Origin of the sequence: Pseudomonas sp. JUb42, from assembly GCF_024807945.1 — a bacterium.
Classification (GTDB): Bacteria; Pseudomonadota; Gammaproteobacteria; order Pseudomonadales; family Pseudomonadaceae; genus Aquipseudomonas.
The window spans coordinates 195046-210715 of sequence record NZ_JANUFD010000016.1 but is presented as its reverse complement, the minus strand read 5'-3'; the positions used below and the strand labels follow the sequence as shown (position 1 = coordinate 210715).

Sequence of the window (15670 nt, the reverse complement as noted above, 5' to 3'; positions counted from 1 at the left end):
TTACAGCGCAAGCACCCACACGAATTGCTTGATTCAGTTGTTAAAGAGCGGTGGGTTGATTCTTTCGTCTCAACCGAGGCGCGCATTCTACAGCGTCCTCTGTATCTGTCAAGCGGTTATTTTAAGAAGTTTTCAAAGTTTCCTCTGCAACTTCAACCACTTGCGCTTCGTTCAACTTGGCGTCTCACGTTAGCGGGAGGCGAATTCTACAGCGTTACAATCTGCTGTCAACCACCTTTTTCACCGCTTCCGAATTCACCTTGAAAACCGAAACCCCTCCTCGCTACTTACTTCGGTTAACTGCTTGATTCTCAAGAAGTTTTCCGTTTCGTCTGCGCCGGAAGTGGGGCGAATTATAGACAGATCCAGACACGCGTCAAGAGGTTATTTCAGAAAAGTTACGAGCTTCTAGCTACAAGCTGCAAGAAGGGCTGAAAACCCGCATCCTGCTTTTAACTTGAAGCTTGCAGCTTGCAGCTTGCAGCTTGCAGCTTGTAGCTTGCAGCTTGTAGCTTGTAGCTTGTAGCTTGTAGCTTGTAGCTTGCCGCTGAACACTACTCCGCCTTCAGAGTAATCCGCCCAAAAGCCTTCTTGCCCGCCTGACATACATGAGTCGCGCCGATCTTGAAGACGAAGCCGCGGTCAACCACCTCACCATCTATGCGTACGCCACCGGAGCCGAGCAGATCGCGAGCGACCGCCGAGTTCTTGACCAACCCTGCCTTATTAAGGACAGCAGCGATCGGCATGTCTTCGGAGGCAGAGATGCTGATCTCCGGCAGATCGTCCGGCAGCTCGCCTTCCTTCATACGGTTACCCGCAGAACGGTGAGCGTTCGCCGCAGCCTCTTCACCATGGAAACGCGCCACGATCTCTTCGGCCAGCTTGATCTTGATATCACGCGGGTTGGCGCCAGCTTCGCAGTCAGCCTTGAATGCGTTGATCTCATCCATGCCGCGGAAGCTCAGCAGCTCGAAGTAACGCCACATCAGCGCATCCGGGATGGAAACCAGCTTGCTATACATAATGCCCGGCGCTTCCTGGATACCGACGTAGTTACCCAGGGACTTGGACATCTTCTTCACCCCGTCCAGGCCTTCGAGCAACGGCATGGTGAGGATGCATTGTGCCTCCTGCCCATAAGAGCGCTGCAATTCACGCCCCATCAGGAGGTTGAATTTTTGATCGGTGCCGCCCAGCTCAACATCCGCACGCAGCGCGACAGAGTCATAACCCTGAACCAGCGGGTACATGAACTCATGGATGGCGATCGGCTGGTTGGCTTTGTAGCGTTTGTCGAAGTCATCGCGCTCGAGCATCCGCGCAACGGTGTACTGCGAAGACAGGCGAATGAAGTCAGCCGGAGTCATCAAATCCATCCAGGTGGAGTTGAAGGCGACTTCGGTCTTGGCCGGATCAAGAATCTTGAAGACCTGGGACTTGTACGTTTCAGCGTAATCCAGGACCTGCTCGCGAGTCAGCGGCGGGCGCGTGGCGCTCTTGCCGCTCGGATCACCGATCATACCGGTGAAGTCGCCGATCAGGAAAATGACGTGATGACCCAGCTCCTGGAACTGACGCAGCTTATTAATAAGGACGGTATGACCCAGGTGCAGGTCGGGAGCAGTCGGGTCGAACCCGGCCTTGATGCGCAGTGGTTGGCCACGCTTGAGCTTCGTGACCAGCTCGGCCTCGACCAGGAGTTCATCCGCACCGCGCTTGATCAGCGCCAGCTGTTCTTCAACCGACTTCATATCAGCCCCGTAAATGGCTCGTTTCAAAGGGCTCCAACCATACAAGATCAGGGCCCGATTACAAAGTTCTGCCCAGCACTCATCGGCGAATCCGGACGGGATACGCGCTTAGGGTTGCCTCAGGCAGGATTTGGTTATATTTTATACAGTTATTTCATCTTCATCATGTCATTCATCTTTTCCAATTCATCTTTTTCAAAGTCAAATCACCTATGACAGACACATCGACTAAAGCGCCCCCGCTTTATCCGAAGAGCCATCTGCTCGCTGCAAGCGGAATCGCCGCCTTGCTGAGCCTGGCGCTTCTGGTCTTCCCGTCCAGCGAAGTGGAAGCCAAGAAAACTCATTTGAGCCTTGATATGGAGGCGCCTAGCCCCTCCGAACAACTGACACAGGAACAAGACGCTCCTGACGCTGTAGAAGCCACACAAGAAGCAACACCTTCTCCCTTTGCGCAGATCGATAACAGCGCCGACGAGCCGGAAGACACCGCTACCGTCGAGCCGGAAAGCAAAGACGCCAAGATCGCCAAGGCCGAGCCCGCCACTGCGCCGGTCAAGGACGCCAACCACCGTGAAGTTGTCGTCAGCAAGGGCGATACCCTGTCCACCCTGTTCGCCAAAGTCGGTTTGCCTGCCGCGATCGTGCACGAGGTACTGGCCAGCGACAAACAGGCCAAACAGTTCTCCCAGCTCAAGAATGGCCAGATCCTGCAATTCGAACTATCCCCTGATGGTCAGCTAAAACAGCTGCACAGCAAGCTCAGCGAACTTGAAAGCATCAGCCTGACCAAGACCGCCAAGGGTTATGCCTTTAATCAGGAAATCAGCAAGCCCAACGTACGCACTGCCTATGTCCACGGTGTGATCAGCAACTCACTGTCATTCTCGGCGCAGAAGGCCGGCCTGTCCCATAGCATGACCATGGATATGGCGAAGATTTTCGGCTACGACATCGACTTCGCCCAAGACATCCACAAGGGTGACGAATTCGACGTGATCTACGAGCAGAAGGTCGTCAACGGCAAGACCGTCGGCACCGGCAACATTCTTTCCGCCCGTTTTACCAACCGCGGCAAGTCCTACACCGCAGTTCGCTATACCAACAAGCAGGGCGCGACCAATTACTACACTGCCGATGGCAACAGCATGCGCAAGGCGTTCATCCGTACACCGGTTGACTATGCCCGCATCAGTTCTCTGTTCTCGATGGGCCGCAAACACCCGATCCTGAACAAGATCCGTGCCCATAAAGGCGTCGACTACGCAGCACCTCGCGGCACGCCGATCAAGGCCACCGGGGACGGCAAAGTCTTGTTGGCTGGCCGCCGTGGCGGCTACGGTAATACCGTGATCATCCAGCACGGTGAGACCTATCGCACGCTGTACGGTCATATGCAGGGCTTCGCCAAAGGCATTCAGACTGGCAGCAATGTCAGACAAGGCCAGGTCATCGGCTATATTGGAACAACCGGCCTGTCGACTGGCCCGCACTTACACTATGAGTTCCAGGTCAATGGTGTGCACGTCGACCCTCTGGGTCAGAAATTGCCAATGGCGGATCCAATCGCCAAGTCCGAAAAACAGCGGTTCATGCAACAAAGCCAACCACTGATGGCGCGCATGGACCAGGAAAAGGCCACCATGCTGGCCTCGAGCAAACGATAAGAATGGCCAATCTCTATATCGGTGTGATGTCCGGAACCAGCCTCGACGGCTTCGATATCGTGTTACTGGAGCAGGATGAGCGGCCACGCTTGCTGGCCACCCACTACATCCCCATGCCTGACGACCTGCGCGCCGAGTTGCTGGGGCTGTGCTCCAGCGGTGTGGACGAAATTGCCCGGGCCGGTATCGCCGAGCAGAAGTGGGTACACTTTGCCGCCCAGGGCGTGAATGCCCTGCTGGAAAAGCAAGGCATTCTGGCCGCAGAGATCCGCGCCATCGGCAGCCATGGCCAAACCATCCGCCATGAGCCAGCCCGCGGCTTTACCGTACAGATCGGCAACCCGGCGCTGCTCGCCGAGCTGACCGGCATTACCGTGGTCAGCGATTTCCGGCGCCGCGACATCGCCGCTGGCGGCCAGGGCGCACCGTTGGTGCCGGCCTTCCACGAAGCGCTGTTCGACGACAACAAAGACCATCGCGCGGTACTCAACATCGGTGGCTTCAGTAACCTGAGCCTGATCGAGATCGATAAACCGGTCTCCGGTTTTGACTGCGGCCCCGGCAACGTTTTGCTGGACGCCTGGATTCAGGCGCAACGTGGCGAAAGCTACGACCGTGACGGCGCCTGGGGCGCCAGCGGCAAGGCGGATCCGGCGCTGCTCAAGGCATTGCTCAGCGATCAGTTCTTCCAGACCAAGGGGCCGAAGAGTACTGGCCGTGAGGTGTTCAACCTCGGCTGGCTGCATCATCACCTTTTCCAACTGCCGACCCTGGCAGCGGAAGATGTTCAGGCAACCCTGCTGGAACTGAGCGCGTTGAGCATCACCGAGTCCCTGCAATCGGCGCAGACGCATACCAAAGAGCTGCTGGTCTGCGGCGGTGGTGCGCATAATAAGGCGCTGATGGATCGTCTGGCAGCGTTGTTGCCACAGACGAAAGTCAGCAGCACGGCAGCCTTCGGTGTCGATCCGGACTGGGTCGAAGCCATGGCCTTTGCCTGGCTGGCCCATTGCTGCCTGGAAGGCGTGCCCGCCAACCGTCCTACTGTAACAGGCGCCAAAGGCCTGCGCGTTCTGGGCGGAATTTACCCCGCCGGGGCCTGATTCGCGCAGAAAGCAAAACGCCGCGTTCGATACGCGGCGTTTTTGTTTGCAGCAATAGCAGGATCAGATCGAGAACGACGAGCCGCAACCGCAGGTAGTGGTAGCGTTAGGGTTCTTGATCACAAAACGCGAACCTTCCAGACCTTCCTGATAATCCACCTCGGCACCAGCCAGGTACTGGAAGCTCATCGGGTCGACTACCAGGCTCACGCCTTCGCGCTCGACGATGGTGTCGTCATCAGCGATGTCTTCATCGAAAGTGAAGCCGTACTGAAAGCCCGAGCAACCGCCACCGGTCACGAAGACGCGCAGCTTCAGACGATCATTGCCCTCTTCATCGACCAGGCTCTTCACCTTGTGCGCTGCACCCTCGGTGAATTGCAAAGCGATAGGAGTGAAGGATTCGACGCTCATGTTAACTGTCTCCCGGCACCAGGCCGTCATAATGCGTAATGACGGGCATTATCCGCTTCTCCTAGAAAATTGGTCAACTATTAGAGGAGCAGCGGCAAGCTTTAAGCTCCAAGCTGCAAGTGACTCGCATTTCACTCTCGCAGCTTGCCGCTTGAAGCTGGCAGCTTATATCTGCTTCTAGGGCAACATCCCCGCATGACCAAGGCCGAGCTTCTCGTCCAGGCCGAACAGGATATTCATGTTCTGCACCGCCTGACCCGACGCGCCCTTGACCAGGTTGTCGATCACCGACAGCACCACCACCAGATCGCCGCCCTGCGGACGATGCACGGCAATGCGGCAGACGTTGGCACCACGCACGCTACGGGTTTCCGGATGGCTGCCGGCCGGCATCACATCGACGAACGGCTCGTTGGCATAACGTTTTTCGAACAACGCCTGCAGGTCTACCGAGGTGTCGACGACAGTGGCGTAAAGCGTGGCGTGAATGCCACGGATCATCGGCACCAGATGAGGCACAAAGGTCAGGCCGACATCGCCACCGGCTGCGCGACGCAGGCCCTGGCTGATTTCTGGCAGATGGCGATGGCCCTTTACGGCATAGGCCTTGAAGCTTTCGCTGGTCTCGGAATACAGCGAACCAACGCTGGCACCGCGGCCAGCGCCGCTGATGCCGGACTTGCAGTCAGCGATCAGGCGCGAAGTATCGGCCAGGCCCGCTTCGATCAGGGGCAGGAAGCCCAACTGAGTTGCCGTCGGATAGCAGCCTGGCACCGCGATCAGACGCGCTTGCTTGATCTGCTCACGATTGACTTCCGGCAGGCCATAGACCGCTTCTTTCAGCAACTCCGGCGCACCGTGGGGCTGGTTGTACCACTTGGCCCATTCAACAGGGTCCTGCAGGCGGAAGTCGGCGGACAGGTCGATGACCTTGGTGCCCGCTTCGATCAACTCCCCTGCCAGGGCGTGCGCTACGCCGTGGGGCGTGGCGAAGAAGACGACGTCACAGGCGCCGAGAGTCTTGACGTCCGGCACGCTGAACGCCAGGCCTTCGTAGTGGCCTCGCAGGTTCGGATACATGTCGGCCACGGCCAGACCTGCCTCAGAGCGCGAAGTGATGACCACCACCTCAGCTTGCGGATGCTGTGCCAACAGACGCAGCAGCTCAACCCCGGTGTAACCCGTGCCGCCGACGATACCGACCTTGACCATGACCTGCCCTCAACGAACCTACTGGAAAGGCGTCGATGATATGAGCCTGAGCCCCTTGCGACAACCTGCAACGTGCGTCCGGCCGCTCAAGCCTCTACTATTTGGCCTCCGTGAACCTGTGGGAAAACTAGAAATGCTCTATTTGTGGGTCAAAGCGCTGCACATCGTCTCGATGGTCTGTTGGTTTGCCGGTCTGTTTTACCTGCCGCGCCTGTTCGTCTACCACTCCATGAGTGAAGACGCTGTCAGCCGTGAACGCTTCGTCGTAATGGAGCGCAAGCTGTACCGCGCCATCATGGGCCCGGCGATGATCGCCACGCTGATTTTTGGTATCTGGATGCTCATACTCGCACCGGGCTTTCTGAAGCAGGGCTGGTTGCATGCCAAGCTGACCCTGGTGTTCCTGCTGATCGGCTATCACCACGTCTGCGGCGCCCAGGTCAAACGCTTCGCCCGCGGCGAAAACGGTCGCAGCCATGTGTTCTATCGCTGGTTCAATGAAATTCCCGTGGTGATTCTGCTGGCCGTGGTTATTTTGGTGATCGTCAAACCGTTCTAACTGTTTGCGCAGGGGAACTCCTGGCATTCCCCATCCCCAAAGAGAGGCTGTCGGCCTTGCTGCCCCGAATAACGTGCGCGCGCCCATGGTTTTGCGCGCGCCTGCTGGCCTGAAGGCATGCAGCACGGTACAAAGAACGACTTGCTGCCAAAGCCTGTGCAGTCGACGTTATCACCAGACAAGGAAGCCTCTATGGCCGACACCCATTACAAGATCGTGTTCGAAGGACAGGTACGCCCCGGCGTCGGCCTGGAGACGGCCAAGCTGAATCTGGCCCAGTTGTTCAAGAGCGAGACCGCCGCCGTCGAAAAGCTGTTCAGTGGCAATCCAATGGCGCTCAAGCGCGGCTTGACCCAGGCTGACGCCCAGCACTATCTCAAGGCTCTGAATGACGCCGGTGTCGAAGCCCGCATCGAGGCGGACCCGGCCATCAGCCTGAGCCTGGAAGAAGTCGAGGCGCCAAGCGCAAGTGCCCGCCCGATCGAGCCGACTGCGACGGCGTCGCCCTACGCCCCACCCCGCGCGCCAGTAGGCAGCGCCGTGCTGGAATACGCAGAACTCAAGGTCATGAGCGTCCACGGGCGCATCGGCCGGGTGCGTTATCTGGCCTGGACGCTGGTCCTGACCGTGGTTGCAATAGTGGCCGCCCTTTGCTGTGCCCTGCTGGCCAGCGTCAATCTTATTCTCGGTGGTTTGCTCGGTGCCGTGGTTGCTGCGGCTTTCATTTGCGTCAGCATTCAGATCGGCGTGCAACGGGCTCACGACCTTGGCTGGTCGGGCTGGTTGTTGCTATTGAACCTGGTACCGTTCGTCGGCAGTGTTTTCCCGATTCTTCTGGTGGTGATGCCAGGCAATGCTACAGCCAACCAATATGGCCCGCCGCCGCCACCCAACAGCCAGGCGGTCAAGGTACTGGCCTGGATGTGGGTGGTGTTCCTGGTAGTGGTCATTGCCGCAGGCGTAGCCGGTGGCCTGACAGCGTTCCAGCAGGAACTCGACAGCAGCGCGACCGAGTATGAGCAAAACCTGCCCAGTGACGACGATGAGGACAGCAATGGTAACGTCAAGGACTCCGCCGCCCCGGCCACCTTCTTCAAGGGCGATGAAAACAGCGACAAAAAGTGACGTAAGCGCTCTGGCACAGGTCTCATCGCCGGACCTCATCAATGGAGAAATGCATGACCCGCTACGCCCTGATCACTGGCGCTTCCAGCGGCATCGGCCTGGCCATGGCCGAGGCCCTGGCACGACGCGGGCATAACCTGCTACTGGTTGCCCGGCAACGCGATCTGCTGGAAACCATCGCCATTGAAATGACCCAGCGCTTCGGCGTGGAAGTGCTGTTCCGCGCCTGCGACCTGGGCGAGCCGCTGCGCCTGTCCGGCTTTCTGCTGGAACTGGAAGACGGCGAGCACCCCATCGATCTGCTAGTCAACTGCGCCGGCATCGGCAGCAGCGGACCGTTCCTGGCCCAGGACTGGGGCGTGGAGCAGGACCTGATCGACCTGAATATCCTCGCCTTGACCCGCCTGTGTCATACCGTTGGCAACCTGATGGCGGTGCAGGGTGGCGGGCAAATCCTCAACGTGGCGTCCGTCGCTGGCTTTGCGCCGGGGCCATGGATGAGCGCTTATTACGCCAGCAAGGCTTATATCCTGCACTTCTCTGAAGGCTTGCGCGAGGAAGTGCGCAAGACCGGCGTGAAAGTCTCGGTGCTCTGCCCCGGCCCGACCCGTACCGAGTTCTACCGGACCGCCGCCATGGACACCGACAAGCTGAACGCCAAAACCAAAATGATGAGCGCCGAAGAAGTCGCGCTCTATACCGTTCGCGCCCTGGCGAAGAATCGCGCAGTGATCATTCCCGGCTGGCGCAACCGCCTGATGACCCTGGCACCGCGATTCGCCCCACGCTGGCTGACCCGACGGATTACCGGCGCGATCAATAAGTCCTACCTCGCACACTGACGCATGCCCGGCCGAGCGCTACACTCGGCACACCCGACATCCACCCACAAGGAGCCCATGGCTGTGGATACTTTGTTCACCAAGATCATCAACCGGGAGATTCCGGCGAAGATCATCTATGAAGATGATCAGGTGCTGGCCTTTCACGACATTGCCCCCCAGGCGCCCGTGCATTTTCTGGTCATCCCGAAAAAGCCGATCCGCACCCTCAACGACCTCACGGAAGAGGACAAGGGCCTGGCCGGTCATATCCTGTTCACCGCGCAGCGTCTGGCCCTGGAGCTGGGTTGTGAGGAAGGCTTCCGCGTAGTCATGAACTGCAATGAGATGGGCGGGCAGACCGTTTATCACATTCATATGCATGTACTTGGGAAGCGCCAGATGACTTGGCCTCCGGGCTGATCAACACCCTCCTGTAGGAGCCGGCTTGCTGGCGATCGAGTACGAAGCGCTCGTAATAGGGGTCCCACCCCATCGCCAGCAAGCCGACTGCCACACCCAAGCTGACCCAGCTCAAGCCCGCCCGGCCTAATTGAGGTAAACTGCCCACCGTGGATTTATCCGGAGGTGCCCATGGCTACCGAACGTCACTACTCCCCCCTTGACCGTATTCTGTTGCAAGCCGATGCCGCGATGCGCACGTTGCTGCCGCTGAGCGCACATCCTCATCGCCCTTCCCCGGCCATTGTCCAGCCTGAAGCCAAGATGGATGAGGTGGACACCAAGCATGTCGCCGGGCTGATGCGCATCAACCATACCGGCGAAGTCTGTGCCCAGGCCCTGTATCAAGGCCAGGCCCTGACTGCCAAGCTGCCCAGGGTCCGCGCGGCCATGGAGCATGCGGCGGAAGAAGAAATCGATCACTTGGTCTGGTGTGAACAGCGCATTCACCAGTTGGGCAGCCACACCAGCGTGCTCAATCCGCTGTTCTACGGCTTGTCCTTCGGCATTGGCGCCGTTGCAGGATTGATCAGCGACAAGGTCAGCCTCGGCTTCGTTGCGGCGACCGAAGATCAGGTCTGCAAACACCTGAACGATCACTTGGAACAACTGCCGCCTGAAGACGAAAAATCCCGGGCGATTCTCGAGCAGATGCGCATCGACGAAGAACATCACTCTGAAAGCGCACTGGAAGCCGGCGGTTATCGCTTCCCGGCACCGGTGAAATTCGGCATGAGTCTGCTGGCCAAGGTCATGACCAAGAGTACGTATCGCATCTGATCCGTGATCCCGGATAACCTCCTGGATCAACACCAACAAAAAAAGGCGCCTCAACCGGCGCCTTTCTTGTTAGCGGAATCAATCAGACCGGCATGTTGCGGCCGTAGAAGATTTCCAGCATTTCGTGTTTCACACGCTCGGTGACCTGCTCGCGCTGTTCTGGCGAGAGGTTGCTGGTGGCGTCGCCAAACAGGTAGTTATCCAGTTCGAAGTTCTTCAGCAGCATCTTGGTGTGGAACAGGTTCTCCTGATACACGTTCACGTCGGTCATCTGGTAACCGTCGCGGGTGTCAGTGGAGAGGTAGTTCTGGATCGAGTTGATCTCGTGGTCGATGAAGTGCTTCTTGCCTTCAACGTCGCGGGTAAAGCCGCGTACACGATAATCGACGGTGACGATATCCGACTCGAACTTGTGAATCAGATAGTTCAGCGCCTTGAGCGGTGAAATCACGCCGCAGGTCGACACATCGATGTCCACGCGAAACGTCGCGATGCCATCGACCGGATGGATTTCCGGATAGGTGTGGACCGTGATGTGGCTCTTGTCCAGGTGCGCAAGAATGGTTTCCGGCAACGGGCCTGGCGACTCTTCGATCTGGCTGTCGGTAGGCGTCACCGGCTGCTCGGAGATCAGGATCGTCACGCTGGCGCCCTGCGGGTCGTAATCCTGGCGAGCGATGTTGAGGATGTTGGCGCCAATGATATCGACCACATCAGTGAGAATCCGCGTCAGGCGTTCGGCGTCGTACACACTGTTGATGTACTCGACGTAGGCCTGCTGGTCTTGCGGGGTTTCCGCATAGCAGATGTCATAGATGTTGAAGCTCAAGGTCTTTGTCAGGTTATTGAACCCGTGGAGCTTGAGTTTGCTTTTCACCGTTAAAAACTCTCTATAAATGTGCGGCCCGGCCGCGTGATCAAGCATGCCCGTCAGATGAGCCAGGCTCATTTGCGTAGGACGGTTAACACCTCTTCGCGTTGGCGATTTTGGTTGTCTGTCGGGCACAGCCGCTGAAGACCTGCGGCCTGTGCCCTGAAAAAGGGGCGCATTATGCAGACGTCAGCAGCGGTCTGCCAGAGTCTGCACCTCTTTTATGATAGTTGGGTGTCGCTGATCAGCGGATACCGCTCAACCCAGCTCGATGATTTCGTAGTCGTGGGTGATTTTGACCCCGGCATTGCCCAGCATGATCGATGCCGAGCAGTATTTCTCCGCCGACAGTTCGATGGCACGCTTGACCTGGGTTTCTTTGAGGCCTCGGCCCTTGACCACGAAATGCAGGTGAATGGCGGTGAAGACCTTGGGATCTTCCGTAGCGCGCTCGGCTTCCAGGAACGCTTCGCAGCTTTCGATCGGCTGACGGGCTTTCTTCAGGATGCTGACCACGTCGAAGTTGCTGCAGCCGCCCAGGCCGATCAGCACCATTTCCATCGGCCGCACGCCCAGGTTACGGCCACCGCTTTCCGGCGGACCATCCATGACCACTACATGACCACTGCCGGATTCGCCGAGGAACATGGCTTCACCAGCCCATTGAATGCGTGCCTTCATCGCCAGGACTCCACTGAAAAAAGGGTCGCCAGCTTAGCACAGGGTCGCTGGCGCACTGAAAATGTCGCTAAACGATACGTGTAATGACATGTACGTAGGAAATTTCGGAAATGATACAAATGCGCCTCTGATAAGCTGCGGCAACGGTTTGTCCGGCCGATAACTAAAATAACGCCTTGAGGCGAAGTACTTTTCGGGATGCAGGCATGGTTGCGATTACCGCTACACACAAGATCAAGAACCTCGACAAACTTCTCTCCCACGCCCAACGCCGTCGCTGCGCCGCTAAAAGCAACATCATCTGCGCTGGGGAGCGCTCTGATTCGCTGTACTTCATCGTCAAGGGGTCGGTCACTATCCTGATCGAAGACGACGAAGGCCGGGAGATGATCGTTGCCTACCTTAATAGCGGAGATTTCTTCGGCGAGCTGGGGTTATTCGAACAGCCCGGCCAAGAAGGCAGTCGTAGCGCCTGGGTGAGGGCCAAGACCGAATGCGAAGTGGCAGAGATCAGCTACGTCAAATTCCGTGAGCTTTCGCAGCAGGAGCCGGACATTCTCTACGCTCTGGGCAGCCAGATGGCCGAACGTTTGCGTGCCACAACGCGCAAGGTCGGCGACCTGGCGTTCCTGGATGTCACCGGTCGTGTTGCCCGTACCTTGCTCGATCTATGCAAACAGCCCGATGCCATGACCCACCCCGACGGCATGCAGATCAAGATCACCCGTCAGGAAATCGGGCGCATCGTGGGTTGTTCACGGGAAATGGTCGGTCGCGTGCTCAAGGCGCTGGAAGAACAAAAACTGGTCCACGTCAAAGGCAAGACCATGGTGGTCTTCGGCACACGCTGAAACCTAGAGAGTGTCGAGCAACTGACGATACGCCTCGGCCAGCGGTTCCAGCACCTGCGCGCCAGGGAAGGCTTCATGCAACGCGATATGGCTGTCTGCAAACACGCGCTGATCCTGTTCGCAGATTTCATTGAAACGGTTGACCGCCGCAACCATCTCCCGCCGCTCGTCATCCAGCAGCAGCGCGCCGTGCACCAGCACCACAGGACGCAGCCCGCCCTGACTCTGCCGCCAGCGTTGCGCCGTGCCGACCATCTTGCGGCCATCGAGATTGACGTTGAAGCGCCCGTCACAGAACGCCCCTTCGACCTCCCCCAGTGACGCCGCACCGCCCAATCCGGTCAACACATCCAGAATCGGCTGACACAAACGGCGGTAGGCCAACTCGATACGATCGCGATCAGCATCGCTGCGCGGTTGCGCGTAGACCAGGGCGACATTGACCGTGGCCGAGGATTGCGGCACCGGTTCACCGCCGCTTTCACGCAGCAGAATCGGCCAGCCGCTGTCGGCCAAGGTTTCACTGGCTTCGACGAAGCCTGGCAGCCGGCTCATGCGCCGGGGCATGACCAGGGCACGATCATTGGGCCGCCACATCAGCAACCCGGAATCGACCTCGCCCGAACACACCGATGCCAAAAGATCCTGCTCGGCCTTGAGGCCTTTCTCGACGCAAATATCGACAACCTGCAAAGCCATGCGGACCTCTCTGACATCAACCCCGGCTGACGACTTTCTCCGGGAAAAACAGCCTTTCCAACTCTACACCCGGATGCTCGGCACGCATGAACGCTTCGCCGACCAGGAAGGAGTAAACGTCGTTGATTTCCATCAGCTCGACATCGGCACGGTTGAGAATGCCGCTTTCGGTGATCACCAGACGATCGCGTGGAATACGCGGCAACAGGTCCAGGGTGGTTTCCAGGCTGACTTCGAAGGTGTGCAGGTTACGGTTATTGATGCCGACCAGCGGTGTATCCAGGGTTTTCAGCGCACGCTCCAGCTCATCGCCATCATGCACTTCGACCAGTACATCCAGGCCGACGCCCTTGGCCGTCGCCGCCAACTCGGCCATCTTGACGTCATCCAGCGCCGAGACGATCAGCAGGATGCAGTCAGCACCCAGGGCGCGGGCTTCAACGATCTGGTATGGGTCGATCATGAAGTCCTTGCGGATCACCGGCAGCGAGCAGGCCGCGCGGGCCTCTTGCAGATAGGCGTCGGCGCCCTGGAAGAAATCGATGTCGGTGAGTACCGACAGGCAGGTTGCGCCGCCTTTTTCGTAGCTCTTGGCGATCTCTGACGGCAAAAAATTCTCGCGGATCACGCCTTTGCTCGGCGAGGCTTTCTTGATCTCGGCGATCACCGCGGGCTGTTTGCGCTTGGCCTGCTCGATCAGCGCCCTGGCAAAGCCACGCGGAGCATCGGCCTTGGCGACCAGGGCTTCGAGCTCGGACAGGCTGACGCGAGCACGGCATGCCGCCACTTCTTCAGCCTTGCGGGAGAGAATCTTTTCCAGAACCGTTGGCACGCTCATCCTTCATTCTCCTGCTTGAATACCGCGGTAAAGGCACCCAGCTCTTCCAGTTTTTCCCGGGCCAGACCTGTGTGCAGCGCATCGTGGGCCAATTCCACGCCTTCTTTAAGCGTAGTGGCATGATCGGCGGCGTAAAGCGCAGCACCGGCGTTCAAGACGATCATTTCAGCGGCCTTCTGACCATTTTCGGTCTTGCGCCGACCCAGAGCATCCCGAATCAGCTCAAGGGACTGTGCGGGGCTGTCGACCACCAGGCCGAACAGGCTCTGGCTCTTCATACCCAAATCTTCCGGCTGCACCCAGTACTCAGTTATTTCACCGTTTTTCAGCTCGGCAACAAACGTCGGCGCCGCCAGGCTGAATTCATCGAGGCCATCCTGGGAATGCACCACCAGTACATGCTTGCTGCCCAGGCGCATCAGCACCTCGGCCAGCGGGCGGCACAATGCCTGGCTGAACACGCCGACCACCTGATGGCGCACGCCAGCGGGGTTAGTCAGCGGACCGAGCATGTTAAACAGCGTACGCAGACCCAGATCGCGACGAGGGCCGGCAGCGTATTTCATCGCGCCATGATGGGACTGGGCGAACATGAAACCAATGCCGACGTTGTCGATGCAACGGGCAACCTGTACCGGCGTCAGGTTCAGATAAACACCGGCCGCCTCCAGCAAATCAGCACTGCCGCTCTTGCCGGACACCGCACGGTTGCCGTGCTTGGCCACGGTGCAACCGGCCGCAGCGATAACAAAGGCCGAGGCGGTGGAGACGTTAAAGATATTCGCGCCATCGCCACCGGTGCCGACGATATCCACTACACCATCAAGCGTCTTGAGTTCGACCTTGCTTGCCAGCTCACGCATCACCGACACCGCGCCGACGATCTCGTCGATGCTTTCGCTCTTCATGCGCATGGCCATCATAAAGGCGCCGATCTGCGCCTCCGTGCACTGCCCGGTCATGATCTCGCGCATGACATCACGCATCTCGTCGGTGCTCAGATCCAGCTGAGTGACAACACGGGCCAGGGCCGCCTTGATATTCATAGTCATAAAAAGAAGTCCTTAACCCTGACGAGTGCCGCCGGTTTGCTTGAGGAAGTTGGCGAACAGCTCATGGCCCTGCTCGGTGAGAATCGACTCAGGGTGGAACTGGATCCCCTCGACGTTCAGGGTTTTGTGGCGCAGCCCCATGATCTCGTCCTGGGCGCCATCTTCCAGAGCGGTCCAGGCGGTGACTTCCAGGCAGTCGGGCAAGGTATCGAGCTTGACCACCAGCGAGTGATAGCGGGTCACGGTCAGCGGATGATTGAGCCCCTCGAACACGCCCTTGTCTTCGTGAATGACCGGGCTGGTCTTGCCATGCATGACTTTACGCGCCCGCACCACATCACCGCCAAAGGCCTGACCAATGGACTGATGGCCTAGGCACACGCCGAGAATTGGCAGTTTGCCAGCGAAGTGTTTGATCACTTCCAGCGAGACGCCGGCTTCGTTCGGTGTGCACGGGCCGGGCGATACAACGATGCGCTCAGGGTTCAAGGCTTCGATTTGCGCGACCGTCAGCTCGTCGTTGCGGATCACTTTAACGTCGGCACCCAACTCGCCCAGATACTGGACGACGTTGTAAGTGAAGGAGTCGTAGTTATCTATCATCAGCAGCATGCTGTGCTTAACCTCTTGAATTTTCTGACTTTATAGCGCCATCCGAGGATTCGCCCGCAGCAACACGCACTGGGGCGGGCGATCCCGCGCGGGGATCAGGCAAATCGGTCGAAGGCATGTCGATACAGGTCCGGCAAAGCCGGCAGGGAAGATAGTCAGGCGCGCCAAC

The 15670-nt window shown here is 58.5% G+C and carries 17 protein-coding genes and 1 pseudogene; 9 read left to right on the top strand and 9 right to left on the bottom strand.

The window, feature by feature from the left end; genetic code table 11:
• Positions 1 to 264 (top strand): annotated as a pseudogene (locus tag M2401_RS27680) (hypothetical protein); the annotation flags it as partial.
• Positions 265 to 554: 290 nt separating this feature from the next.
• Here the strand turns inward: M2401_RS27680 and tyrS are convergent.
• Complete coding sequence (gene tyrS / locus M2401_RS27675) at positions 555 to 1754, bottom strand: tyrosine--tRNA ligase (protein WP_259108500.1); 1200 nt, start codon at positions 1752 to 1754, stop codon at positions 555 to 557.
• A 212-nt stretch (positions 1755 to 1966) separates the two neighbouring features.
• Here tyrS and M2401_RS27670 point away from each other — a divergent pair, with 212 nt between their 5' ends.
• Positions 1967 to 3421 (top strand): peptidoglycan DD-metalloendopeptidase family protein, encoded by a 1455-nt coding sequence (locus M2401_RS27670; RefSeq protein ID WP_259108498.1) that lies wholly within the window; start codon positions 1967 to 1969, stop codon positions 3419 to 3421.
• 2 nt (positions 3422 to 3423) lie between these two features.
• Positions 3424 to 4524 carry an anhydro-N-acetylmuramic acid kinase gene (locus tag M2401_RS27665; RefSeq protein WP_259108497.1) on the top strand — a complete coding sequence of 367 codons (1101 nt, stop codon included), beginning with the start codon at positions 3424 to 3426 and terminating at the stop codon, positions 4522 to 4524.
• Positions 4525 to 4587: 63 nt separating this feature from the next.
• On the opposite strand, the gene erpA is transcribed toward M2401_RS27665, so the two are convergent.
• Together erpA and argC are read right to left on the bottom strand one after the other, a co-directional pair.
• Positions 4588 to 4938, bottom strand: a complete 351-nt coding sequence (gene erpA, locus M2401_RS27660; protein WP_259108494.1) for an iron-sulfur cluster insertion protein ErpA — start codon at positions 4936 to 4938, stop codon at positions 4588 to 4590.
• A gap of 177 nt (positions 4939 to 5115) precedes the next feature.
• Positions 5116 to 6150: an N-acetyl-gamma-glutamyl-phosphate reductase gene (gene argC / locus M2401_RS27655; RefSeq protein WP_259108492.1), complete on the bottom strand. Its 1035-nt coding sequence runs from the start codon at positions 6148 to 6150 to the stop codon at positions 5116 to 5118.
• Positions 6151 to 6283: 133 nt separating this feature from the next.
• On the opposite strand from argC, the gene hemJ reads away from it, so the two are divergent.
• The 5 genes from hemJ (at position 6284) to coq7 (ending at position 9897) form a co-directional block, all read left to right on the top strand.
• Positions 6284 to 6709, top strand: a complete 426-nt coding sequence (gene hemJ, locus M2401_RS27650) for a protoporphyrinogen oxidase HemJ (RefSeq protein WP_259108490.1) — start codon at positions 6284 to 6286, stop codon at positions 6707 to 6709.
• Positions 6710 to 6901: 192 nt separating this feature from the next.
• Entirely contained in the window at positions 6902 to 7834 is a 933-nt protein-coding gene (locus tag M2401_RS27645; RefSeq protein ID WP_259108489.1) for a DUF805 domain-containing protein, read from the top strand.
• 53 nt (positions 7835 to 7887) lie between these two features.
• On the top strand, positions 7888 to 8676 hold the full coding sequence (locus tag M2401_RS27640) for an SDR family oxidoreductase (protein ID WP_259108487.1): 789 nt from the start codon (positions 7888 to 7890) through the stop codon (positions 8674 to 8676).
• A 63-nt stretch (positions 8677 to 8739) separates the two neighbouring features.
• Positions 8740 to 9078, top strand: coding sequence for a histidine triad nucleotide-binding protein (locus M2401_RS27635; RefSeq protein ID WP_259108485.1), 339 nt, complete (start codon positions 8740 to 8742; stop codon positions 9076 to 9078).
• Between the two features lie 171 nt (positions 9079 to 9249).
• Positions 9250 to 9897, top strand: coding sequence for a 2-polyprenyl-3-methyl-6-methoxy-1,4-benzoquinone monooxygenase (gene coq7, locus M2401_RS27630; RefSeq protein WP_259108483.1), 648 nt, complete (start codon positions 9250 to 9252; stop codon positions 9895 to 9897).
• Positions 9898 to 9979: 82 nt separating this feature from the next.
• On the opposite strand, the gene speD is transcribed toward coq7, so the two are convergent.
• Both speD and M2401_RS27620 read right to left on the bottom strand, forming a co-directional pair.
• Positions 9980 to 10774: an adenosylmethionine decarboxylase gene (gene speD, locus M2401_RS27625; protein ID WP_259108481.1), complete on the bottom strand. Its 795-nt coding sequence runs from the start codon at positions 10772 to 10774 to the stop codon at positions 9980 to 9982.
• A gap of 252 nt (positions 10775 to 11026) precedes the next feature.
• On the bottom strand, positions 11027 to 11449 hold the full coding sequence (locus M2401_RS27620) for an OsmC family protein (protein ID WP_259108479.1): 423 nt from the start codon (positions 11447 to 11449) through the stop codon (positions 11027 to 11029).
• Between the two features lie 206 nt (positions 11450 to 11655).
• On the opposite strand from M2401_RS27620, the gene crp reads away from it, so the two are divergent.
• The gene (gene crp, locus M2401_RS27615) at positions 11656 to 12300 is read left to right on the top strand and encodes a cAMP-activated global transcriptional regulator CRP (RefSeq protein WP_259108478.1); all 645 of its coding nucleotides are present in this window, start codon (positions 11656 to 11658) and stop codon (positions 12298 to 12300) included.
• Between the two features lie 3 nt (positions 12301 to 12303).
• Here crp and M2401_RS27610 read toward each other — a convergent pair whose 3' ends face one another.
• Genes M2401_RS27610 through M2401_RS27595 form a run of 4 tightly spaced genes read right to left on the bottom strand, consistent with a single transcriptional unit; the run spans position 12304 to position 15501 of the window.
• Positions 12304 to 12999: a lipoyl protein ligase domain-containing protein gene (locus tag M2401_RS27610; RefSeq protein WP_259108476.1), complete on the bottom strand. Its 696-nt coding sequence runs from the start codon at positions 12997 to 12999 to the stop codon at positions 12304 to 12306.
• 16 nt (positions 13000 to 13015) lie between these two features.
• Positions 13016 to 13837, bottom strand: coding sequence for an indole-3-glycerol phosphate synthase TrpC (trpC, locus tag M2401_RS27605; RefSeq protein WP_259108474.1), 822 nt, complete (start codon positions 13835 to 13837; stop codon positions 13016 to 13018).
• Complete coding sequence (trpD, locus tag M2401_RS27600) at positions 13834 to 14883, bottom strand: anthranilate phosphoribosyltransferase (RefSeq protein WP_259108516.1); 1050 nt, start codon at positions 14881 to 14883, stop codon at positions 13834 to 13836. The genes trpC and trpD overlap by 4 nt, the downstream gene beginning before the upstream one ends.
• A gap of 18 nt (positions 14884 to 14901) precedes the next feature.
• Complete coding sequence (locus M2401_RS27595; protein WP_259108473.1) at positions 14902 to 15501, bottom strand: aminodeoxychorismate/anthranilate synthase component II; 600 nt, start codon at positions 15499 to 15501, stop codon at positions 14902 to 14904.
• Positions 15502 to 15670 lie beyond the last annotated feature (169 nt).